The organism is uncultured Porphyromonas sp., assembly GCF_915070105.1.
GTDB lineage: Bacteria > Bacteroidota > Bacteroidia > Bacteroidales > Porphyromonadaceae > Porphyromonas.
Map to the genome: position 1 here is coordinate 1 of NZ_CAJZFJ010000012.1, position 23,482 is coordinate 23,482.

The 23,482-nt window shown below is 55.3% G+C and carries 12 protein-coding genes and 1 riboswitch; of the genes, 7 read left to right on the top strand and 5 right to left on the bottom strand.

All coding sequences use genetic code 11. From position 1 onward, the window contains the following. Nucleotides 1-1,020: 1,020 nt before the first annotated feature. From QZ554_RS02205 to QZ554_RS02220, 4 genes are all read left to right on the top strand, one after another. Complete coding sequence (locus QZ554_RS02205; protein WP_297193992.1) at nt 1,021-2,730, top strand: BACON domain-containing protein; 1,710 nt, start codon at nt 1,021-1,023, stop codon at nt 2,728-2,730. Between the two features lie 296 nt (nt 2,731-3,026). Beyond that, nucleotides 3,027-5,306 carry a GH92 family glycosyl hydrolase gene (locus QZ554_RS02210; protein ID WP_297194025.1) on the top strand — a complete coding sequence of 760 codons (2,280 nt, stop codon included), beginning with the start codon at nt 3,027-3,029 and terminating at the stop codon, nt 5,304-5,306. 266 nt (nt 5,307-5,572) lie between these two features. After that, nucleotides 5,573-7,852 carry a helix-turn-helix domain-containing protein gene (locus tag QZ554_RS02215; protein ID WP_297193993.1) on the top strand — a complete coding sequence of 760 codons (2,280 nt, stop codon included), beginning with the start codon at nt 5,573-5,575 and terminating at the stop codon, nt 7,850-7,852. Nucleotides 7,853-8,108: 256 nt separating this feature from the next. Next, nucleotides 8,109-9,755: a diphosphate--fructose-6-phosphate 1-phosphotransferase gene (locus tag QZ554_RS02220; RefSeq protein WP_297193995.1), complete on the top strand. Its 1,647-nt coding sequence runs from the start codon at nt 8,109-8,111 to the stop codon at nt 9,753-9,755. Between the two features lie 591 nt (nt 9,756-10,346). On the opposite strand, the gene QZ554_RS02225 is transcribed toward QZ554_RS02220, so the two are convergent. The 5 genes from QZ554_RS02225 to QZ554_RS02245 are packed head-to-tail and all read right to left on the bottom strand — an operon-like array spanning nt 10,347 to nt 18,827. Continuing rightward, nucleotides 10,347-11,456: a BACON domain-containing carbohydrate-binding protein gene (locus QZ554_RS02225; RefSeq protein ID WP_297193997.1), complete on the bottom strand. Its 1,110-nt coding sequence runs from the start codon at nt 11,454-11,456 to the stop codon at nt 10,347-10,349. 9 nt (nt 11,457-11,465) lie between these two features. Continuing rightward, nucleotides 11,466-12,800 (bottom strand): DUF4302 domain-containing protein, encoded by a 1,335-nt coding sequence (locus QZ554_RS02230; protein ID WP_297193999.1) that lies wholly within the window; start codon nt 12,798-12,800, stop codon nt 11,466-11,468. 26 nt (nt 12,801-12,826) lie between these two features. After that, a complete protein-coding gene (locus QZ554_RS02235) occupies nt 12,827-13,888 on the bottom strand; it encodes a putative zinc-binding metallopeptidase (RefSeq protein WP_297194000.1) in 1,062 nt (353 codons plus the stop codon). 26 nt (nt 13,889-13,914) lie between these two features. Continuing rightward, on the bottom strand, nt 13,915-15,453 hold the full coding sequence (locus tag QZ554_RS02240; RefSeq protein WP_297194001.1) for a RagB/SusD family nutrient uptake outer membrane protein: 1,539 nt from the start codon (nt 15,451-15,453) through the stop codon (nt 13,915-13,917). Between the two features lie 20 nt (nt 15,454-15,473). Next, the gene (locus QZ554_RS02245) at nt 15,474-18,827 is read right to left on the bottom strand and encodes a SusC/RagA family TonB-linked outer membrane protein (RefSeq protein WP_297194003.1); all 3,354 of its coding nucleotides are present in this window, start codon (nt 18,825-18,827) and stop codon (nt 15,474-15,476) included. 1,099 nt (nt 18,828-19,926) lie between these two features. On the opposite strand from QZ554_RS02245, the gene QZ554_RS02250 reads away from it, so the two are divergent. The 3 genes from QZ554_RS02250 to QZ554_RS02260 all read left to right on the top strand — a co-directional run bounded on the left by QZ554_RS02250 (nt 19,927) and on the right by QZ554_RS02260 (nt 23,456). Beyond that, on the top strand, nt 19,927-20,217 hold the full coding sequence (locus QZ554_RS02250) for a hypothetical protein (protein ID WP_297194005.1): 291 nt from the start codon (nt 19,927-19,929) through the stop codon (nt 20,215-20,217). A 23-nt stretch (nt 20,218-20,240) separates the two neighbouring features. After that, nucleotides 20,241-20,618, top strand: a complete 378-nt coding sequence (locus QZ554_RS02255) for a RidA family protein (protein ID WP_297194006.1) — start codon at nt 20,241-20,243, stop codon at nt 20,616-20,618. Between the two features lie 114 nt (nt 20,619-20,732). After that, nucleotides 20,733-20,948, top strand: a riboswitch (cobalamin riboswitch). Between the two features lie 255 nt (nt 20,949-21,203). Next, a complete protein-coding gene (locus tag QZ554_RS02260) occupies nt 21,204-23,456 on the top strand; it encodes a family 20 glycosylhydrolase (protein WP_297194008.1) in 2,253 nt (750 codons plus the stop codon). The last annotated feature ends 26 nt before the right edge of the window (nt 23,457-23,482 follow it).

A 23,482-nucleotide genomic window follows, 5' to 3' on the forward strand; every position in this document is an offset into this window, starting at 1 on the left:
ATCTTCGGCGTATGCTCCTTGACGACCTTGCCCTCGCACTATGGTGATTTCATGCCTCAGCCCTGCCCTCCCTATACCCGACAAATTCACTCACCCCCGAACACTGCCTATCTAACATACTCTATATCAAGCATACCAAGTAGGCAAAAACGCTCTTACCGAGAGCGTACTTGCGCTCTCGGTAAGAGCGTCCTCATCACCTATGTAAGGTGATTGAGGCGAACATACCGAGTCCTCTACTGGGCTCTCGATATCTTCACTGAAGCACGCTTCTAGAGCCCGTCACAGCGAGGGAATGAGGTCGCCCAATGGCGGTTAAGAGCTGTACCTAGGAGAGACCGCAAGACCTCTTGCGGGGAAGGTGACATGAAACAGGGCTCAGAGCAACCTACCCACGATGACGAAGACGACCTACTCCGCCCCTCGCCGATCCAACACACGACGACACACCCCAAGATACGACTCAACATGATCCAAAAGGCGGACACCCCACAGCCCAAAAGACGGACACAACAGCCCCCAAAGAGGGCTGTAGATACGAGCATCTACGGGAAGAGAAGACTCCTTAAATATTTTATTATGTGCACCTTACACCACATTTAGAAAACTATTACTAACTTTCGCCCAAAGTCAAGGAGAGAAACTCTCAATAGCGAATAACACAACTATTATAATGATGCCCCTAGCGACACGACATGACACAATGACCCCTCACCCCTAACCCTCGCTCTACAGCACGAGGGGGTAGCCTCCCCGCCGTACTCCTACCTCATGAGGACAAGGGTGAACAGCATACTCCACACCCAAAGCAAGATCCAGGCTAGTCTACATAAGACCTTATCAGAAACACGAAAGGTAATACGCAGGAGCCCTTACCGCTCCTGCTCTTGATCGTGCCTCCGTGACAGCCCCTGTGGGAAACACATCTGCACCCCGGCCGATCATACTCACCCATACCTAAGCTCTGGAGGTAACATTAGGAGACCTCACAGAGAGAATTTTTGATACACAACAATCCTTATGAGACAGATACTAAGATATGCGATGGGGCTACTTGCTCTCCTCCTCGTCCTCCCCGCCTGTAAGCGGAGCAATGACATCGAAGAGCCCACGCTAGACCTATCCAAGAACACCCTCACCTTCGCTAAGGAGGCCTCTGAGCAGAGCGTCACCGTACAGACCAACAAGGACAGCTGGACGGCCTTCGTTACCCAAGGGGATTGGCTCGCACTCACTCAAGAGGGCACTACCCTCAAGGTCAAGGCTCAGGCTAATAACCAAGGGACTGAGCGCACCGCCTCCGTCGTCGTCAATGCCAGTGGACTACAGCGTGTGATCGCCGTCAAGCAGACCTCGGGGAGCGTCATCCTCGAGCCCGACAGAGCACTCGTTGAGATCCCCGCTGAGGGTAAGACCGAGAAGGTCTACTTCGAGACCAACACCAATCAGGTCAAGGTCGCTCTAGGGGCAGAGGCTGACTGGCTCACCCTCACTCAGGGTCGCAACAGCTTCACCGTCACCGTCAAGGCCAACGAAAAGAGCAGCAAGCGCTCCGCCAAGGTCATCCTCACTGCTGGTACCGCCACCAAGGAAGTCGAGATCCGTCAGGCAGGCAAGGAGTTCTATGTCCTACCCCTAGTTGACTTCCCCGCCGACCTCACCCGAGTATGTGCCTACGAGCAAGGGCGTAACCACATCTTGATCAAGACCCCCGATGGCTTCATCAACAAGAACTACTATCGCTTCCTGACTAAGAGCCCTGTGATGACCTTCATCCAGTACTACTTCGACACGGAGAATGCTAAGGGCTTCGCTGGTGCCTCCTCCGTCTGCTTCGACACCAAGCTCGTGAAGGACAATGCAGAGTTTGATGCCTTCCTGGCTGACAACGGCTTCACCGACAAGAAGCAGGGCAAGGACGCTAACGAGATCGTCTACCGGCACGCTCGCGTCGACCTCGTTGTCACCGTCACCGTCCAGTCCAACGGCGCTATCATCGCTACCGAGTACCAGCCCAAGGGACAGGACAAGGACTACCCCACCTTCTCCACCCTCCCCATGACCAATCAGACGAAGTACATGGGTGACCGAGATATGGCCATCAAGGGTACCAAGCCCGAAGGGAAGAAGAAGGATGAGATCCGCAAGATCGAGACGGAGCAATACGGCTGTGAGCTCGCCCCTGACGTCAAGCAGGAGAACTACGACCGCTTCGACGCCAGCAAGAAGTCCTTCGAGGGCGAAAGCTACCGTGGATACTTCTACGTCGTTCCCTCCAAGACCATCCCCGACAACGACAAGTACATCGGCATGGTAGAGGGTACGCAGGCTATGTACCCCAACACGACCCTCGGCTACTGGGCAGACTTGCTCGGTCGCTACAGCCTGACGAAGGAAGCTAAGGCTCTCTTCGAAGGTAAGGGCTTCAAGTTCTGGAAGAAGCTCAGCAACGGCTACGATGCCTTCCTCGATAAGCCCAACAATCAGGCTTACCTCATGCGTGTCGTACCCAGCTTCAAGGGCAAGCCTACCATCGAACTCCAGTCCTCATACGAAGACCTCAGCGATATCAACCTCGGCATGCCTAAGGGCGGTGTCTCCGTCGAAACCCTCGCTGACTACAAGGCCTTCCTCAAGGCTAAGGCTAGAGAAGACGCTGCAGCTCATCGCCTAATGGAACGTGCTGCACGTGGTCACGAGCTCCTAGTCAAGAAGGGACTCGTTCGCTAAGTACTTTCTACTCTATGGAGTACACTAGAGGCTAACTAGCGCCCATACTCCATATAATATATAAGCCTACCCCACTAGGGAGGGACGAGCAGTACAAGCTCAGCTCTCCACCTAGTGGGGTAGGTCTCTTTGTCCGTCTATAAACCTGCATCCGAAGGGAGAGGAGAGACAGGTGGAAGGTACTGTGCTCAGGGGCATTCGGTGACTTTGCTGTATCTTTGGAGAGATAGGGGAGCAGGTATCTCCTACCCCACTTTACCTACTCACTGAATATCACGATATATAATATGACTGGAATGCTCCATCGTAGGGGGATCTATACCCTCCTCATTAGCCTCGCACTCTATAGCTGCCGAGGGACACTATCCTCACAGGAGGAGACGCTCGACCCCATAGACTATGTAGAGACCAATATGGGAGGGATCAGTCACCTACTTGTCCCCACTTACCCTACCATACACCTGCCCAACAGCATGATGCGTATCCACCCCCAGCGGGCGGACTATGCTTCGGAGCAGATTGCAGGCCTACCCCTCATCTTGACGAGTCATAGAGGGGTATCAGCCTTCGCCCTCAGCCCACGCAGTTCGGTGACCGACTCCATCCCCACCGTCACACACTACAGCTACGATGCCGAGGTGGTGCGCCCCTACTCCTACGAGGTGCGTCTCCTAGAGCCCGAGGTGCAGGTGAGCTATGCACCTGCGGCACAGAGCGCCCTCTACAGCCTGACCTTCGAGGGCGAGGGCACGGGACGATACCTCGTCCTCTCTAGCGCCGAGGGCGAGCTACAGGCCTTCGGACGCACGATACGTGGCTACCAGCAGCTAGAGGACTCCACACGTGTCTATATCTATGCCGAGAGCGACATCACCCCTCAGTCCTACGGGGTACGTGGTGAGCATACGGGGCTGGTAGCGATGACCCCCCAGCAGGCAGAGGGACGTACGATCGTCCTCTCCTATAGCCAGCCCACAGTGCGCTTACGCTACGGCGTCTCCTATATCAGTGTAGAGCAGGCACGGCGCAATGTAGAGCGTGAGATCCAGTCCTATGAGGTACAGCTGGTGGCCAAGGCGGCACGCAACGAGTGGACCAAAGCCCTCGGGAAGGTTCAGGTCGAGGGTGGCACAGAGGCCGAGCGTCGCACGTTCTACACTTCTCTCTACCGCACCTATGAGCGCATGGTGTGCATATCCGAGGATGGACGCTACTGGAGTGCCTTCGACCGACAGGTACACGACGACGCAGGAGTCCCCTTCTACACCGACGACTGGCTCTGGGACAGCTACCGAGCAGCCCACCCCCTGCGCATCCTACTTGACCCTCTCAAGGAGCAGCAGATGCTCACCTCCTACCTCCGTATGGCAGAGCAGTCCCCCGAGGGGTGGCTCCCTACCTTCCCCGAGGTCACAGGCGACACCCATCGTATGAATGGGACACATACCATAGCCTCCTTCGCAGATGCTTATGCCAAGGGACTCACGGGCTTCAACCTCAGCGCTGCCTATGAGACCGCAAGTAAGACGCTACAAGAGAAGTCCTACCTCCCATGGACACGTATACCCAAGGGACCTCTCTCTGAGTACCTCGACAAGCACGGCTACTTCCCCGGCCTACGCATCGGTCAGCAGGAGACCGATCCCCGTGTGACGAAGTGGGAGAAGAGACAGAGTGTAGCGGTGAGCCTCGGGGCAGCCTACGACTACTGGTGTCTATCACAGCTCGCCAAGTTCGCAGGGCATGACGAGGAGGCTGCAGGCTACCTACGTCGCTCCTACGACTACCGCAAGCTCTTCAACTATGCTACAGGCTTCTTCCATCCCAAGGACGACCGAGGGCACTTCATCCAACCCTTCGACTACGAGCTGTCCGGAGGCCTAGGAGCACGAGACTACTACGATGAGAACAATGCCTACACCTACCGCTGGGATGTCCAGCACAACCCCGCAGACCTCATCTATCTGATGGGAGGCAAGGAGCGCTTCATCGGCTACCTCGATGAGACCCTACGTACACCTCTGAGCAAGAGTAAGTGGGAGTTCTACAGTACCCTTCCCGACCAGACAGGGGGCGTAGGTCAGTTTTCGATGGCCAATGAGCCCAGCCTCCACATCCCCTATCTGTACAACTACGCAGGTGCACCTTGGCGGACACAGCGACTCGTGCGTAAGCTGATCGATACGTGGTTCCGCCCCGACCTGATGGGGGTACCTGGTGACGAAGACGGTGGAGGTCTGAGCGCCTTCGTGGTCTTCTCGATGATGGGTATTTACCCTGTCACACCTGGACTACCTATATATAATGTCGGTACCCCCTTCTTCCCTCGGGTGACGCTGCAGCTGTCCTCTGGTCGCACCTTCGTGATCGAGGCGAAAGAGACCTCCACCACGAATAAGTACATCCAGAGTGCCGAGCTCAATGGCAAGCCTCTTGACCGAGCCTGGCTACGCCACAGCGAGCTCGCAGCAGGAGGACGACTCGTACTCGTGATGGGGTCTCGCCCCAACAAGGCCTGGGGAGCAAATACCCCTCCCCCCTCAGCTGAGCGAATCGACCTCAAGCCTGCCAAGTAGGGCTGGAGCCAATAGGGGGTAGGAGTGGATAGGTCTAATAGGTCCAATGGGTCCAATAGGTGCAATAGGTCCAATAGAAGCCTACCCCACCACAGACTCTCAGCCTAGGACGCATTGGATATTACACCTATTGCACCTATTGGACCCATTGGACCTATTAGCCCCCTCCCCCCTAGTCCTAGCTCTCTCCAGCCCTCCCCCCCTACTCCGCAATCCCTACCCTGCTCCACTAGCATTCATAATACTACGACAGCCTAAAAGAAGTAATGCAACGACAGCAATACGTCCATGAGTTCATTGCTCATACCAGCCACAATATCTTCCTCACAGGGAAGGCCGGTACGGGTAAGACCACCTTGCTACACCAGATACGGACAAAGACCTACAAGAGCTGCATCGTAGCAGCTCCGACTGGGATAGCAGCCCTCAACGCTGGAGGGGTGACACTACACTCTCTGCTCCAGCTCCCCATCGGAGCCTTTATCCCCGACTCCTCGGCAGAGCTGACCAATATCCCCACAGACCAGCTCTTCGTCACCCCCAAGGGGATACACCGCCACATACACCTGCAGGATCGCAAGATACGTCTACTACGTGCTATGGAGCTCCTCGTCATCGACGAGGTCAGTATGCTACGAGCCGATACGCTCGACCTCATAGATGTCGTACTGAGGTCTGTGCGCCGTAGTCCTCTACCCTTCGGTGGTGTGCAGGTACTCTTCATCGGTGACCTCCTGCAGCTCCCCCCTGTCGTCAAGCCACAGGAGTGGGCGGTGCTCCAGCACTACTATGAGAGTCCCTTCTTCTTCCATGCACAGGTACTCCGGAAGTATCCCCCTCTCTACATCGAACTGACTCACGTCTACCGCCAGCAGGATGGAGCCTACCTAGAGCTACTGAACCACCTCCGCTACAACAGCCTTACTGAGGCCGATCACTCCTGGCTACAGAGCCGTATCGACCCTCACTTCGACCCCATCCACAACGAGGGCTACGTCACCCTCACCACGCATAATGCTCGGGCAGATGAGATCAACGAGCGAGCCCTCAATGCCCTCCCGGGTGGCTATCAAGACTATCATGCACGCATCTCGGGTGAATTCCCCCAGCATCTCTACCCAGTAGATCCGCTACTGAAGCTGAAGGTAGGTGCACGTGTGATGATGATCAAGAATGACCAAGAGATCCCTCGACGCTTCTACAACGGTATGCTCGCCACAGTCGAGCACATGGAGGGGGATGAGCTCTGTGTACGACTCGAGAACGGAGAACTACTTAACGTCCCCCACTACTCGTGGGAGAACGCCCGCTATGTACTCAAAGAGAAGACCGGGCAGACAGAGGCAGAGGTGCTCGGTACCTTTAGCCACTACCCCATTCGCTTAGCCTGGGCGATCACCATACACAAGAGTCAGGGGCTGACCTTTGACCGAGCAGCCATCGACCTAGAGACTGTCTTTGCCTCGGGACAAGCCTACGTAGCCCTCTCTCGCCTACGTAGCCCAGAGGGACTTACCCTGCTCTCCAGCATCAGCCCAAGGACACTCACGACACCTCAGCCCATCGTAGATTACGAGGAGACACGTGTGGAGGATAGCGTACTGGAGAGCACACTTACCGCCGAACGCACGACCTACTGGAGGACACAGTGTCTCACTGCCTTTGCCTGCCAAGAGTGCACACGACTCTGGCGAGACCATGCTTACAGCTATCGTATGGAGAGCGAGCGTAGCAAGAAGAGTGCCTTCGGAGACTGGGCGGCAGAGTCCCTAGCCAAGATGGAGCAGATACAGCAGGTAGCCGACCGCTTCATCGTACAGCTTCAGAGCCTTTGGACACAAGGCGAGGAGGCACTACCCCTAATCGCAGAGCGCATAGGGAAGGCGTCGGAGTACTTCCTTCCCCTATGGCGAGAGCTCCTCGTGGGGCTTCTGGAGGTACAGGTCAAGGCTCGGGGGCTAGGCAAGGTCAAGGAGTTCGTCGCTGAGCTCGACGAACTACAGCGGGTAGTCACCCAGCACATCAGCCTAGTCATACGCATACAAGCCTGCATACAAGCTCTAGGCAAGGGCGTCTATCCCGACCGAGAGAGCACCCAGATAGACGAACAGATAGAGACTTGGTTCAGGGAAACCCGAGCAGCCGTCAAGACACCATACATCGTCCCCGCCCCCAGCACGGAGAAGACCAAGAAGCGCGAGCCTAAGGCCAAGAAGGAGCCCAAGCTATCGACCCAAGAGCAGACGCTACAGCTCCTCAAGCAAGGCAAGAGCTACCTAGAGATCGCCGACGAACGCTCCCTACAGCCCTCCACCATCCTCGTGCATATCGCTCAGCTCCTAGAGCAGGACCTCATCACCGAGAGAGAAGCAGGCATAGAGGAGGAGACGATGCAGGAGCTCATCCCACACTTCGAGAAGATGAACCCCGAGGAGGGGCTACGTCCCGTCATGGAGGCCATTGGCGAGGCTCATCCCTATGGCATCCTACGCCTCTACCTCGCAGCCTACCGCCATCTCCATGCTCCTCGCTCCTCGAGGAGGTGATCCCCTTTCCTTGGCTCTTCACACAATTACCTCGGCGAGGCTTCCTCCCACACTCACACGTTAGCTGAGCCCTAGGATACGACTCCTTAGGGAGGTGTCTTGCTAAGCACTTCGACCCGTGCCCGTCCCCTGATGTAGAGGGTGATGGACACGGTTCTCATCTTACCCCGATGACAGCCATGGGGCATATTCGAATAAAATTTAAGATATTTGTACTACGAAAGTTAGAGATAATTATATAGAATTATTCAGTCCAATGACTAAAAGTGCATTGCAGCAGGCGCGTAGCAAGTACGCCCCCAAGCTGCCTAAGGCCCTGGAGGGGGCAGTAACGGTTCGTCTCGGAGAGGCTACCCAGAGCGTTAGCGACCAAGAGGCAATCAAGGAATTATTCCCCAATACATACGGTCTGCCTAAGCTCACCTTCGAAGCTTCGCAGCAGGGGGAGCAGGGTCAAGCCCTAAATGTAGGTGTCATCCTCTCAGGTGGACAGGCACCCGGTGGACACAACGTCATCGCAGGTCTCTTCGATGGTGTCAAGAGAATCCACCCCGACAGCCGTCTCTATGGCTTCCTCATGGGGCCAGAGGGACTCATCAAGCATAACTACAGAGAGCTCACAGCTGAGCTCATCGACGAGTATCGCAATACTGGTGGCTTCGACATCATCGGCTCTGGTCGTACCAAGCTCGAGGAGAAGGAACAGTTCGACAAGGGTCTTGAGATCCTCAAGCAGCTCGATATCCGTGCTCTCGTAATCATCGGTGGCGACGACTCCAACACCAACGCAGCCGTCCTAGCTGAGTACTATAAGAGCATCGGTGCTCCTGTACAGGTCATCGGTTGCCCCAAGACTATTGATGGTGACCTGAAGAACGAGCAGATCGAGACCTCCTTCGGCTTCGACACTGCTACCAAGGTCTACGCAGAGGTCATCGGTAACGTACAGCGTGACTGCTTCTCTGCTCGCAAGTACTGGCACTTCATCAAGCTCATGGGTCGCTCTGCCTCCCACATCGCTCTAGAGTGTGCCCTACAGGTACAGCCTAACGTAGCCATCGTCAGCGAAGAAGTAGAGGCCAAGAACCTCACACTGGACGACGTCGTCACCTCCATCGCTGAGGTCGTCGCTAAGCGTGCTGCCAAGGGCTGGAACTTCGGTACGGTACTCATCCCCGAGGGCCTCATCGAGTTCATCCCTGCTATCAAGTCCCTCATTGCCGAGCTCAATGACTTCCTCGCACACCACGAGGCTGAGTTCCGTGCAGTAGCAGCCGAAGAGCAGCGTGCCTTCATCATCAGCCAGCTCTCTGAGGCTAACTCCAAGCTCTATGCTAGCCTCCCCTCCTCTGTCGCTCGTCAGCTCACGCTCGACCGTGACCCCCACGGCAACGTACAGGTGTCCCTCATCGAGACGGAGAAGCTCCTAGCTCAGATGGTCGGCTCTAAGCTCGCTGAGTGGAAGCAAGAAGGTCGCTACTCGGGTAAGTTCGCCTCCCTCACCCACTTCTTCGGCTACGAAGGTCGTTGCTCTATGCCCTCGAACTTCGATGCTGACTACTGCTATGCCCTCGGTCGTACGGCAGCCTGCCTCATCGCCTCTGGTGTCACGGGCTATATGAGCTCCGTGCAGAACCTCACCGCCCCTGCTCACGAATGGATCGCTGGTGGTATCCCCACGACGATGATGATGAACATGGAGCGTCGTCATGGCGAGATGAAGCCTGTTATCCAGAAGGCTCTCGTAGACCTCAAGGGTAAGCCCTTCGCCTACTTCACGGCTCATCGTGATGAGTGGGCAGAGGAGACAAGCTTCGTGTACCCTGGTCCTATCCAGTTCTTTGGCACGCCTGAGATCTGCGACCAGCCCTCTCGTACGCTGATCCTAGAGCAGACGAAGTAAAGACTCGCTACCCTACGTAGCAACCCCAACGATAGAGAGGCTATCCCAAAGTGTGGGATAGCCTCTCTTCGTATTCTTGGCGTCGTCCTTCCCCCTACCCTTAGCTCCCCCTCCATCAGGGCCGACGCATGAAAACACTATTGAGCGAGGGCAAAGTAGTCGATGAGCGTACAACGAAGACAGGACTATCTGCGTACTAGCTGCAGATATACCCAGCGTATACCTACTACCTATGAGGGGCGAGTATACACGCGTGTACACAATAGTATACCCACGTGTACACAACTGTATACACACGTGTACACTACCTCGCTCTAAGTATATCCTCTGTAGAGCTCGCTTGTATGTCTATTCCTTGGGAATAAAAGGTCTAGGCGCTCGGCTAAGGCCTCCTGAAGATGGAATTATATACTCAAAGAGTCAAAGACTGGGCTGTACGAAAGAGATCATGCGCCGCACCAGCCCCCTCCATCACCTCTGCATCTCTAGTCATTACTCCTAGGGCTGTCCGCACCAGCCTATAAAGGAAAGGCTCCCCTCCAGTCAAGATGCTGGAGGGGAGCCTTTCTCTCAGGTAAGGGTGATCTACTCTTACTTCTTCGTCAGAGAGAAGTCTGCAACAGAGAAGATCTTAGAGCCCTCGAGGTAATAACCCGTGAAGGAGGTACCATCTTGTTTAGCTGCAAGGTATATGCAGATACCACGTATGGAGGCGAGGTTCCCCTCCGACCTGAAGGTAAACTTCGGATGCTCCACAGAGGCCTTGTCCCAAGAGCCTAGGCAAGTGCCACTAGCATACAGTGAGAGGTTGGCCTTGCCATCGCTACCGGGGAAGTTTGCCCCCCAAGCAGCGACACAGAGGAACTGCCCCTGAGGGATCCCAGCCCCCTTGCTGGCAAGGAGTCCATAGGTCAGCTTGAGGCTATTGGTCACGGCATCATACTCTAGGGGAAGGTCGGCGGAGAGTCCCTTGAGGATGAGCTTCTTCCCATCAGGTGACTTGACGAGCTCGACCTCCATATCGACATTAGCATCCTTATAGAAGCGAATACCCTGCATACGGTACTTCCCTACGAGGAAGTCATAGCCTAGGGCACCATAGCTTTGGGTGAACTTGACTGCCTGCTTATAGAGAGAGCCGAGGGAGATCGTCACCATAGCCTCACGATAGACCTCCGTCATAGGGGCGGCGGTGAAGATGAGCTTATCGGCCTCCTTCTTGAAGGTTAGCCAGGTGGGCAGATTCTCTACCTTGGGCTCTAGCATAGACATAGCCCCCTTGATTGGGAGCTCAATATCTCCCCCAGCACGAGGGACCTCATAGCTAGCCTTAAGGTCCGCTATATAGGCATAGGCTCCGAGCTGGGTGATAGAGATACGTTGCTTCTGCTCGCCACGTGTGAGCAGGAGGTTGGCTGTACGAGTATCCCCCTCTGGGTTGGGAGCGATGGTATAGGTCAGCTTATTGCCAGAGGTCGCTCCTACCTGAAGCCACTCTGCATCGCTCTTGGCAGAGAAACCTTCCTCGGAGAGCGTAGCGGTACCTGTCCCTCCCTCAGCCGTGAAGCTATGGTCGGAGGCCAGCACACGGAAGGTCTCTATGGTATTCTCCTTAGGAGTTTCCTTTCGGCAGGCACTTACCCCCACGAGGAGGGTAAGCGCTAGGAAGAGGAGTGAAATCCTATTATTAATCGTCTTCATACGTGTATGTTATTTCTTTATGAATGTAGGCTTCTGGAAGGCAAAGTCTCCGCCAAAGCCCTTGTAGGCACCTACATTGATGACATATAGGTAGAGGGAGTTGGCGTCATAGCCCCATCGGCCATTGGAGACCAGGACATACTTCTTACCTCCGGTATAGGATGGGTCAAGCTTGGAGTACATCCCGAGGCCCTCACCCCACGAGATACGTCCTGCATCAGCATCCCATACGATGAGTCGAACAGGATTGATGTCCTTCGTCACACGCTGCGTCTGTATCTCGAAGCGTTTGTTCGCAGGATCGTAGGATGCTAGGATGACCAGCTTGGGGGCAACACCCTTAATCTCATAGACGTTACGAGCATGCTGTGAGAAGGTCACCTCTCTAGGAGCCTGCCAGTTCACACACTTCATATCATACGTCCCAAGGTACTCGGCGAAGCCTGCGTAGTCTGGGTCTTGGCGGGGAGAGAGCTTGTCACCAGCAGCAGTCCGATAGCACTGCTCTGCCTCATCCCAGAGTAGATCTGAGACACCAGCGAAGGGGGTACGGAAGTGTATCCCAGTGGTGGTATAAGCGTATGGGTGCTCCTCCCGCTTACCCGTAGCTGGGTCCTCGATTGTGAACGAATTGTAGCCCCCCTCATTGGGATAGACGATGACCTCCTTGCCCCCGATCTTACCAGAGAGTCCATAGCAGTGCTGGGTGTAGAGGCTATGAGCAGTCGGGGTCTTAGCCTTGAGTGCGATGGCAGCATCTAGGAGCTCCTTGGCATCCTGCTTAGCCCGAATGAGGCGCATGACGTTGCCCGTCTTACGGCCACGGACTAGGAGGGTATCTGGGGAGGTAGAGCGCATGAGGGTGAACTCATAGTCTCCCTGGAAGCCATATCCCGTACCATCACCCTCACTCTTATCTGGGTCAGAGAAGATGTGTAGGGGCTGGGTATAGGTGTCGAAGCTCAGGGTGATCCCCTTGTCGTTCTTGACGTGGTAGCCCCCTCTCACCCAGGTATTCGTTGGCTCCTCGGAGATAGGAGTCTCAGAGGCTACGGAAGCCATATTCTTATCTCCGAACTTCAGAGCCACCAGGTAGCCTCCATACTTGAGCCTACGATGGGGATAAAGCTCGAGGATCCAGCCATTGGAGGAAGACTTGAGCGTCTCTAGGAACTCTCGGGAGGCTGCGTCTAGTCGGTCTGCTGCGGGCCGATCAAAGGCCTGCTCGGGCTCCTGCTGGCAAGAGACCAGTCCAAGGGAGAGCAGTAGGACTAGCCCCCCAAGTGTCTTGCCTATTCGGTGAAGGATGTGATAGCCGTGGGGCATCAATATATTGGTCTTCATCGTGTCTTGCATATTAAATGGTGAGACTAGTCTGTGTACTGGGGTATGATCTGACAGCGAGTATCACCTGGGGTATGATCCTTGGTGAGATCGAGGAAGTGGCGATCCTGCAGGAGACGCCCCCAGACAAGGGCTCGCTCCTGAGCGTGGTCGTGAGCTGATCTGCGAGGTGCAGATAGACCACGCAGCAGAGGCTGCCACTCGGGCTTGATGAGCTGGAGATTAGGGATCTCCTGGAGACGGCGAAGCGAGATAGCTCGTAGGGCATCCATATCGATCTTCCACGTATTCTTCATATACGTCTTGATGATATTGATCTTCTTGAGGAGCTTTGCCTTGCCCTCCTCACCAGCAGCCGTGAAGATAGCACTCCACTCTGCGTCGGAGAAAGTAATCAGCGCAGCCGTGACCTCAGCGATGTCCTCACGTGGCTGGCTACTAGCATAGGCCGTGACGAAGCCCTTCGGGGCATAGTCTGCGAGCGTACGACGGTTGTACCAAGAGGTAGGAGAATAGTCTGAGGCCGAGATCGTATTGTACTCATCGGGCCAGATCTTGTTCTGGTGGAGGATATGGCTAAACTCGTGGTGCATGACCTTGAAGAAGGTCTTGTTGAGCGACACGGGGTCATTCTCATTGAGCCAGTTCACCTGGAAGAGGGTCACCTTCAGTCCACCCTCAGCGGTACCCTGGGTGATCGTACCATCACCATTCCACATAGCAGAGCCTATTAGGCTGAGCTGTCGGGGTGAAGCTCCACGCATGAAGTCCGTCCCTCCTGTGGCTTCGTTGTAGGCCCCATACCAGGCATGGAGGACGATCTGGGAGAGCTTCATACTCTTCTCCAGCTCAGCAGGGGCGAGGTTGCGGGAGCGGTCGGACTCGATATTCTGCATCGCATAGAGTACCTGCACGTTGTAGGCATCGGTGTACTCCCTACCGAGCCACTGGTCGAATGCAGTCTGCTCCTCTAGGCGAGGCTTGAGGACATGTCTATTGGGATCAGGCTGATCGGTGTCCTTGCACGAGGCCAGAGCGAGGGTGGCCAATAGGGTTAGTGCAAGGGGGCGATATATGCTTGTTTTCATTATTCACTCGTGATGAAGAGTTTGACTTAGTACCCAGGGTTCCCCTGCATACCGGCATTGCGGATGGAGGCTGGGATCTGAAGGGCTCGGCGGTGGTCATCGACACGCAGTACCATGGCCTTCCCATCTGCGGGAGTGTGTGTGATCTCGATGCCAAAGCGCTTGATGTCATCCCAGCGTGTCCCTTCGTGCACCGTCAGCACACGGCGAGCGTGTAGGACGGCCTGCATCATCAGGGTCTGGGTACCTGCCTCGAGGTCAAACTTCGGGTGCAGGGGCTTAGCGATCGTCTTGAGACGCTTCTCGATCACCTCACGCTCCTCTTCGGTCGTATCATTGGTGACCTCGGTGCTGTAGGCCTTAGTGATCGTGGCTACGTCACCTGCCTTACCACCCTTAGAGAGGTACCAAGCAGAGAGGTCTGCAGCAGCACCATCATAGTCCTTGAGCATGACACGAGCCTCGGCTCTCCAGAGGAGCACCTTATCGACGTCGAAGGGCATCGCTACGATATGGGGCTGTCCCGTCTGTGCAGCGATATTGGTGATCTCAAAGATCTCGGTGAGCTTAGGCGTGAAGATGCGCTCTGCCCCCCCATAGAGGAGGTCATAGTGGACGAGGCTATGCCCCCATCCCCCACCACTGCGGTAGGTCTCATTCTGGGCAATACGTCCACTGTGGGCGAAGCGTACATGGCGCAGGCCTCGTCCCCAGAGGGAGCGAGTCGTCTGGAGCATGATATTGCTGATGCTACGAGGGTCGATATAGGCTAGAGTCACCTCGAGGACGTTGGTGAAGCGGCTGTAGGCAGCTACATCACGGATACCAGCGACAGCACCTGTCCCGAGGACCTCATCGGCATACTTCTTCGCCTTGTCCCACTTCTCATAGTAGCAGTAGAACTGTGTGGCAAAGGCCTTCGCTGCACGTGTCGTGAAGTGATACATAGGCTGCACATAGCGCTCATCATCGATCAGGGGCATCCCAGCCTGTAGATCTCGTTCGATCTGTGCATATACCTCAGCTACGCTCAGACGCTTAGCCTGCTCCTTGATGGACTTCTCTGGAGTGAGGAAGTAGGGTACGCCTATATCCGTCTGGCTCGTACGTCCATAGTAGGCCTGAGCGAAGACATTCACCAGCAGGAAGTGTGTATAGGCACGGCAGAGTAGAGCCTCCCCACGAGAGTGATCGAGCTCACGTGGACTCCCGAGCTCCTCGATGGACTCTAGGGCTTGGTTGGCCGTCATGATCGCATCGTAGCAGGTGCTCCAGAAGTTGGTCTCCGTATCCCAGTCCGTCCCACTATTGGACTCCCAGTAGAAACCCTCGTGGTTCTCTAGGTTGGAGTCCTCGAACTTAGGGCCATTGTCCTCTACGTTGTCTGTGCGGTGCTCTACGAAGCCCATCGGCATGAGCGTCGGGTAGGCAGTGACGAGCAGGCGCTCTATCTTGTCGGCACGATTGAGCTCGGTGCGGGAGTCGGGCATCTTGTCTAGGAAGGTACAGCTAGAGAAGAGCGTCCCCAGAGCCAATACACCTAGTAGGATATGATTACGTTTCATAGTGTCACGTCATTATATAGTTAGAAGCCTATGTGTACCGTCGCCGTGATCTGGCGTGCTAGAGGGGCGGCGACACCACCCGAGCGGAAGAACTCTGGGTCTTGCCCGTAGAGCTTCTTATCCGCATAGAGGAGGGCGAGGTTCGTAGCCTGGAGCTTCAGCGAGGCGGTCTTGAGGAAGCCTAGACGCTTGACGAGGCTCGTCGGCAGGGTGTAGGTCAGAGAGATCTCCTTGAGTCGGACGAAGCTACCATCAGCCACTCGTGCGGTAGAGTAGTTGTAGGCGGCGTAGCCCCGAGAGAGGTTGGAGTAGCTTGCGTGGTCCTGTACCGAGGCTAGGACGGGGATATCCGTCTTCTGCTCATCGCCTGGGATCATCCAGCGGTTCTTGAACTCCTTGGGGGTCGCCCAGAGATCACTATAGCCCGAGGCAAAGGCGGGGTGTAGGCGTAGCTTGTTGCCACCAGAGTAGGTGAGGAAGATGTTGAGCTTAAAGTTCTTGTACGTGAAGATATTCCCAAAGCTCCCATTGAAGGTAGGCTCTGCTGAGCCCTCGTACTTGAGGAAGTCGAGGTCATCGATCTGCTGGAAGTTGATCTCCTTGTAGTTATGTCGATTGATTGTCTGCCCATTGATCCTAAAGGTCGGGAAGCCCTCATTATCTAGGCCCGTGTAGGGGATAGAGAATAGAGAGCGAACGGGATACCCCTGACGGGCGAAGCCGTTGCCAGAGAGGAAGCTAAACATGTGTCGCTTGGTCGTCAGCTGGGTCACTTCGTTGTGGTTCGACCCGAAGATGAAGTCTGAGGTCCAGCTGAAGTCCTTCGTCTGGATATTCTTCGTCGAGATCGAGAATTCAAAGCCGTGGCTCTTCATCGTAGCCACGTTGCCGTAGCGTGAGCCCCCGATGGTGTAGGTCGTACCGATGAGGTCAAAGTTGTTACGCTTGTAGGCATCAGCCGTGATGTTCACCCTGTTATTGAAGAGTCCCATATCGATCCCGACGTTGAACTCATGCTTCTTCTCATAGGTCAGCCCAGAGTTCTCGTAGCCCGTGATCTCATTGGTATTCTCCGTGAGGTCGGCCGAGGGGCGCCAGACGGAGCCACTACGTACGACGACACGAGAGTTGGTGAGCCACTTCGGAGCCTCGGCCACCAGAGAGTAAGAGGCCTTGAGGGTCAGGTGTGAGAGGAGCTTCTGTCGGTCGAAGAAGCTCTCCTCGTGGGCATTCCAGGCACCAGAGACGTTCCAGGTAGGGAGCCAGCGAGCCGAGCGGCTACGTCCGAGCATATTGGAGCCCTCGTAGCGGGTCGTCCCCGTGAGGGTATAGCGTCCCTTGTAGGAGTAGGTAGCAGTGAGGAAGTAGGCCAGTGTACGGTCGTAGGTACGAGAGAGGACGTAGTAGGGAGCATTCTTCTCCTTGAGCTGCTTGAAGAGGTGATAGTCCCAGAAGGCATTTAGCCCGCTATCGTACTGCATCCCATAGCCATCGAAGGCTCGGTAGAGACGATCCTGAGCATTCAGCTCCATCCCCAGATAGGCATTGATGATATGGTCGTGCTGGATCGTCGTATTGTAGTTGGCCGATAGACGTAGGTCGTAGCTGGACATCTTACGCTGGTTGGTGTCGTAGAAGCCCCCTACGGGCAGGATCGTCTGTGGCAGGGTATTGGGCTTGTCCTGATCTCGCCACAGGTACTTATTGTTATTGATCACCGTAGCATCCTGCATGGCACGGTAGGCCTGAGGGCGATTGGAGTACTCCGTGACGATGCTCTCCGTATCGGTATAGGTATCCTTGTAGGCACCGAGGAGAGCCAGGGTAAGCCCCTTGATGGGCTTCCACTTGAGCTCGAGCTGGAGCTTGACGTCCTTGACCTCTAGGTCGATATAGTTGTTGTCAAGCTCATGCTTGATATTGAAGGGAGCATACTCACGCATGTAGTACTCATTGGGATCAAGCGTACGGCTCGTATTCAGAGCATAGGAGTAGGGGTTGATGTCGAAGCTACGAGAGACCGTCCCATTGACCGCATCGGCAGACTGCGAGAGGGTACCTGGAGCACGTTGGATACGTGAGGCAGCGTTGATCAGGGCAGAGACGGAGACCTTAGGGGAGAAGTTGTAGGTAGCGTTGAGGTTACCCGTGTAGCGTCGTACGTTGCTGGAGCGCATCCATCCTGGGTCAAGCATCGCCGAGAGGGAGATGTAGGTCTGGAGGTTCTTCGTCCCTCCGGAGAAGCTCAGGGAGTGGTTCTGCATGATCGCCGGGGAGAAGAGCTCCTGGAACCAGTCCGTGTTGCGGAGCTCACCCTTGCGCAGGTACTCGGCCTTGGCCTCTGGGGTATTAGCTAGGGCAAACTGTCCTGTGCGTGGGTTGTAGGTGTGCATCAGGTGATACATCTTACCATAGATCCCACTAGAGGCTGCATTATAGACGCTGGAGAAGTTCAGCCAACCCTTCTTCTCCATCTCGCTGTAGGCCTCCATCTGATCCTGCGAGTTCATGATGTTGAACTCTCGGTAGGAGGGGACGAAGCGAGAGGTAAACTCGCCCGTATAGGAGAAGGAGCTCGTACCGCTGCGACCCTTCTTGGTCGTGATGACGATCACACCTGCCATAGCCTTTGCCCCGTAGATAGAGGTAGCAGAGCCGTCCTTGAGGATCTGGAAGCTCTCGATGTCATCGGCATTGAGCCCTGCGATCGCAGAGCTAAGGAGGGTGGTAGCATCACCAGAACTTAGGTCATCGGCGCCGATATTGACTACGTCCTCCTGGATCACCCCATCGACGACCCATAGGGGCTTAGAGGATCCATAGATAGACGTAGCACCACGTACACGGATCTTAGGAGCCGTACCGAAGGTACCTGAGAGGTTCTGCACGGAGACCCCAGCGGACTTTCCTTCCAGGCCTCGGCTGATATCAGCCATACCCGACATCTTGACCTGGTCGGCTTTGAGCTTGTCGCTCGCCCCGGTGAAGAGGCGCTTATCGGTGGAGACCATCCCGGTGATGACGACATTGTCGATCATCTTGGCATCGGGCTCCATGCGGATGGTCATCCCATCCTTAGCGGTGACACGGGCCTCCTTATATCCGACATAGCGGATCAGGAGCTGTGTCTTACCAGCGGGGAGCTTGAGCGTGAAGTCTCCCTTAGCACTAGTCGTGGTACCCTGCTTGGTACCTACGACGAGGACGGAGGCCATGGGCAGGCCCTCACCTTCCTCATCGAGTACTTTTCCTCGGATCGTCTGTCCTGCACCTTGAGCGAGGAGCTCACCCGAGGAGGCGAGGAGTAGGCCTACGAGGAGTAGACCTATCCTAGTGCAGTACTTACCCAATCGAAGTAGTCTTAGATTGTTCATAAGCATGTAGTTAATTGTATGTGTGAAGTTATGTGTGCTTATCGCTGATCCATGGTGCGAGTGTATCAGGATCGGGTGTGGAGGAGATCACCTCACCCTGTGTCGGGGTAAGGCATGTATGTCCACACGGCGGCAGTGATACAGTTGTTTGTATTGTCCTGCATCGTTGTAGTAGTATAGTTAGTAGTATCCCAGGGCTCTTTTGGGAGCATTCGACTGCTCAATACACCTGCCTTGTTTCCCTCCGATACAGGAGGGGTATAGCTCGGAGCACCTTTCCTTAGAGCTTTCCACAGCAAATTTATTTATTCTACTACGGAGAAACAAATATCTCACGAATATTTCTCCTGCCTCCCCCCAAGAGCTGATGTATGCAATCACTAGAGGGCAAGGGCTAGATAAGCGAGATGCATACACCGAAGACAGAAACACCTGAACCCTAGACACATATTTATCAGGCATATAGCTACTACTTAGGAGGGAAAAGTATACACGTGGGTATACAATAGTGTACACACGTGTACACTGATGTATACACGTGTGTACACTACATCGCTCTAAGTATCTCCCCGGAAGGGCTCTCGTAGGCTGCTCTCCCGGGGCTAACACCTAGGTGCACCAGAGAGACTCCTAAGGCACCCTAGGTCATGGAATAATACCCCCGAAGGAGCGCAAGAGTGGAGTATCCCCTGTGACGAGGGCAGACATGCCGAGTCCCCTCCTAGGACGCATACCGAGTCCCACAGCTCCACCCTCGGGATGCTCACCACATGCCCACTGATAGCTATGTATCCCTTCCCCTCATAGCCATATATAAAATGGAGTGTAGCGATACCCCGACTGACGCTATTCCTATAAGTACATGCACAGCTCCTCCAGGACAGCTATCCATGCGTCTCGGAGACGGAAAGAGGCAGAAAAAGGGGAGGGATTTTGTGTGGAAGAAAAATAAGTTATCTTTGTGGTAATCCTTAACTGCACTTCTAGAGAGGGGTCCTAGGAGGGAGGTGATGGAGAATTGGTACATTACACACCCTAACAACTAGCGTATAGTGTCCTCATCGGGAGATGCGCTGGTCACACAATTCGTCTGTTCATTATGGCTTACAAGGCAAGTATTGTGCGCAGAGCCGTTTGCTTGCTTACTGCGCTCTTTATAGCTCTACTCTCCATGAGCGTAGAGCTGACGATACACCTCTTAATGGGGCGAAAGGACTATATAGTACATGGACTCGCTATCCTAGTCCTGATAGTGCTCTCGGCACTTATCTCTTACTTATCTTGTCAGATCTATGGTATATCCAACCGCGCCGTTATGCCTTGGGTAGCCCTCTACACCACGATCATTACGCTGGCTATGCACTTTGCCCTGAGTAGCCTATCTTTGTAATCATCTTAATACAACAAACTACAATGAAACAGATCATCTCTACCCCCAACGCTCCAGCAGCCATCGGCCCCTACAGCCAGGCGATCCTCGTCGGTGACACCCTCTATGCCTCTGGGCAGCTCGGTATAGACCCTGCTACGGGCGACTTCCTCGAGGGCGTGACTGCGCAGACAGAGCAGTCCTTCCGCAACATCCACGCGATCCTAGAGGCCGCTGGTCTCAGCATCGACGATGTGGTCAAGACGACTTGCTTCCTAGCTGACATGGGAGACTTTGCAGCTATGAATGCCGTCTACGAGCGTCAGTTCACAGGATCTTATCCTGCACGCTCTGCCGTAGCCGTCAAGACCCTTCCTAAGGGCGGGCTGGTAGAGATCGAGATCATCGCCATCAAGGGCTAGCCGTACAGCCTCCGATAGGGGGCAGATAGGAGCGAGGACTATGGATACCTAGACACAGAGATAGGGACATTCATAGTATTTTACTACCTTTGCTCCCGAGCGTTGTGCCCAGCGCCTCCAGAATAGAATCTGTGTGTATCTGGAGGTGAGGGCTTAAAAGGGAACCGAGTGCGAGTCTCGGACAGTCCCGCTGCTGTGAGCATATCATACTGCTACCACGATGAGCTGAGACGATCAGCCACCACTGAGGGTTCTGTGTCCTTGGGAAGGTGATGCGACGGTAGACAAGGTATGCGAGTCAGAAGACCTGCAATGCTCTTCTAAATGCTTCGAGGAAAGCTACAAGTGTGGGTACCCCGCACTTGGAATTCATTCCCCAAAGAGGAGTCCGCTCTTTTAAATCAAGAGGATCTTCGGCTTGCCGTAGTAATTTAGTGGATATGCCTCAGGTAGCGTCCAGATGATAGGGGGAACACCTCTACTGTCAGGACGACTTACCTGAGGCTTATTCGTTAGAGTCGTCCCCTTTGGGTTATCTTTGTCCTAGAGACATCAGTATATACATATAATATAGACGTGACACTTATGAAGCTACTACGTGTGCTCCGGCACACGACCCTAGCCCTCCCCCTACTGCTGGGGCTCTCGAGTGAGAGCTCATACGCAGCCCCGACAGATAGTCTTCGTCTCATTCCCCGCCCAGCCTCTGTCGTACGGGCAGAGGGGAGCTACACCCTCCCCAAGACCCTCGTCGTGAGACGTAATGCCCCCGAGTCCCTGCGCAGAGGGCTGGCACAACTGACAGGTCGTAGGGTCATGGTGAGCTCACAGGGTAGTAGACGACTACGCACCCTCATCGATCGGCGGATCGCTGGACATGAGGGCTACCGCCTAGAGATCAGCTCGGATGGGATCACCCTCTCTGGACGAGATCAGACGGGGCTACAGCAGGGTGTACAGACCCTACTACAGCTGGTAGAGCAGTATGGTGATCGCCTACCCCAGCTGACGATCACCGACTCTGCACGCTTCGCCTACCGAGGGGTGATGCTGGACGTCTCCCGACACTTCATGCGCAGCGATATGATCCTACGTCTACTCGACGAGATGGCTCGCTACAAGCTCAACCGCTTCCACTGGCATCTGGTCGATGGAGGAGGCTGGCGCTTCCCCAGCACGAAGTACCCCCTACTGACCAAGAAGGCAGCCTACCGCATGACCAACGACTGGGACTCCTTCTGGCAGAAGGATCGCAAGTTCGTAGACGAGGGCACACCCGGTGCCTATGGTGGCTACTACACTCGGGCGGAGATCCGCCAGGTGGTAGAGCACGCCACACGACTGGGCATCACGGTGATCCCCGAGATCGAGATGCCCGGGCATAGCAATGAGCTCTTCGCAGCGTACCCCGAGCTGAGTTGCAAGGGGCGCTGGGACTTCGAGAGCTCAGATATGTGTATCGGCAAGGAGCAGACCTTCCGCTTCGTAGAGGATATCCTCAGTGAGGTGATGGAGCTCTTCCCCTCTCGCTACATCCACATCGGAGGCGATGAGGCAGCGATGAACCACTGGGGGAAGTGCCCCGACTGCCGCCGACGTATGGAGCAGGAGGGGCTCAAGGATGAGCATGAGCTACAGAGCTACATGATCCGCCGTGTCGAGAAGTACCTCAATAGCAAGGGACGCAAGCTCATCGGCTGGGATGAGATCCTGATGGGTGGACTAGCCCCCGATGCCACAGTCATGAGCTGGCGAGGAGAGGAGGGTGGCATAGCAGCTGCCCAGGCAGGGCATGATGTCATCATGACACCCGGAAGCCACGTCTACCTAGACTTCTACCAGAGGGAGTCTGACGGCGAACCTCGTGCTAACGGAGGCTTCACCACACTGGAGAAGGTCTATTCGTACAACCCTACCCCTGCTGTACTCAAGGAGAGCGAACAGAAGCACATCCTCGGGGCGCAGGCGAACCTCTGGACCGAGTACGTACTGGATGAGCGACATGCCGAGTACATGCTCTTCCCCCGCATCCTCGCTCTGGCAGAGCTTACCTGGAGTCCCCAGAGCGTGAGGAGCTACCCAGACTTCCTCGCCCGTGTCAATCACCACCTTCCCCGCCTACAGCAGCGAGGGATCAATGCCTATCCCCTACGCCGTATCGCAGTAGATATGCAGGTGGATAGCCTAAAGCGACAGATCACCCTGAGCCTCTCTGCCGAGCGTCCCGATGCCGAGATCCACTATACGATAGACGGCACTGAGCCTACCCCAGCCTCTCCCCGCTATGAGGGTCGTCCGATCATCTGCACCGACTCCGTACTGCTGGTAGCTAAGCTCTTCCAGGAGGGCAATCCCCTTGACCTCCCCAGCATCCACTACCGAGCAGACTACCACAAGGGGATCGGCAAGAAGATCACCTACAACGAGCACAGCTGGAACTCCAAGTACCCAGCAGGCGGCGAGCGTGCCCTACTCAATGGTGTACGTGGCACCCCCACCTACCTAGACGGCAAGTGGCAGGGACTCACGAAGCCCCTAGATGTAACGATCGACCTCGGAGAGGTAACAGAGCTACGGCATATCTTCGCACGCTTCATGCAGGAGCGCATTCAGTGGGTATATATGCCCGGTGAAGTAGAGATTCTACTGAGCGAGGACGGAGTGAACTACCGCAGTGTGGGTAAGCGTACCACCCAGACAAGCGAAGAGGAGTACAAGCCCGTCTTCGAGACCTTTAGCTTCCCGATGAGGGAGCGAGCACGCTACGTCCGCCTACGAGCAGCGAACAACCGCTCTGCAGGACACTTCATCTTCACCGACGAGATCGTGATCTGGTAGCTCTAGCCCCTAAGCATAGAGCACAT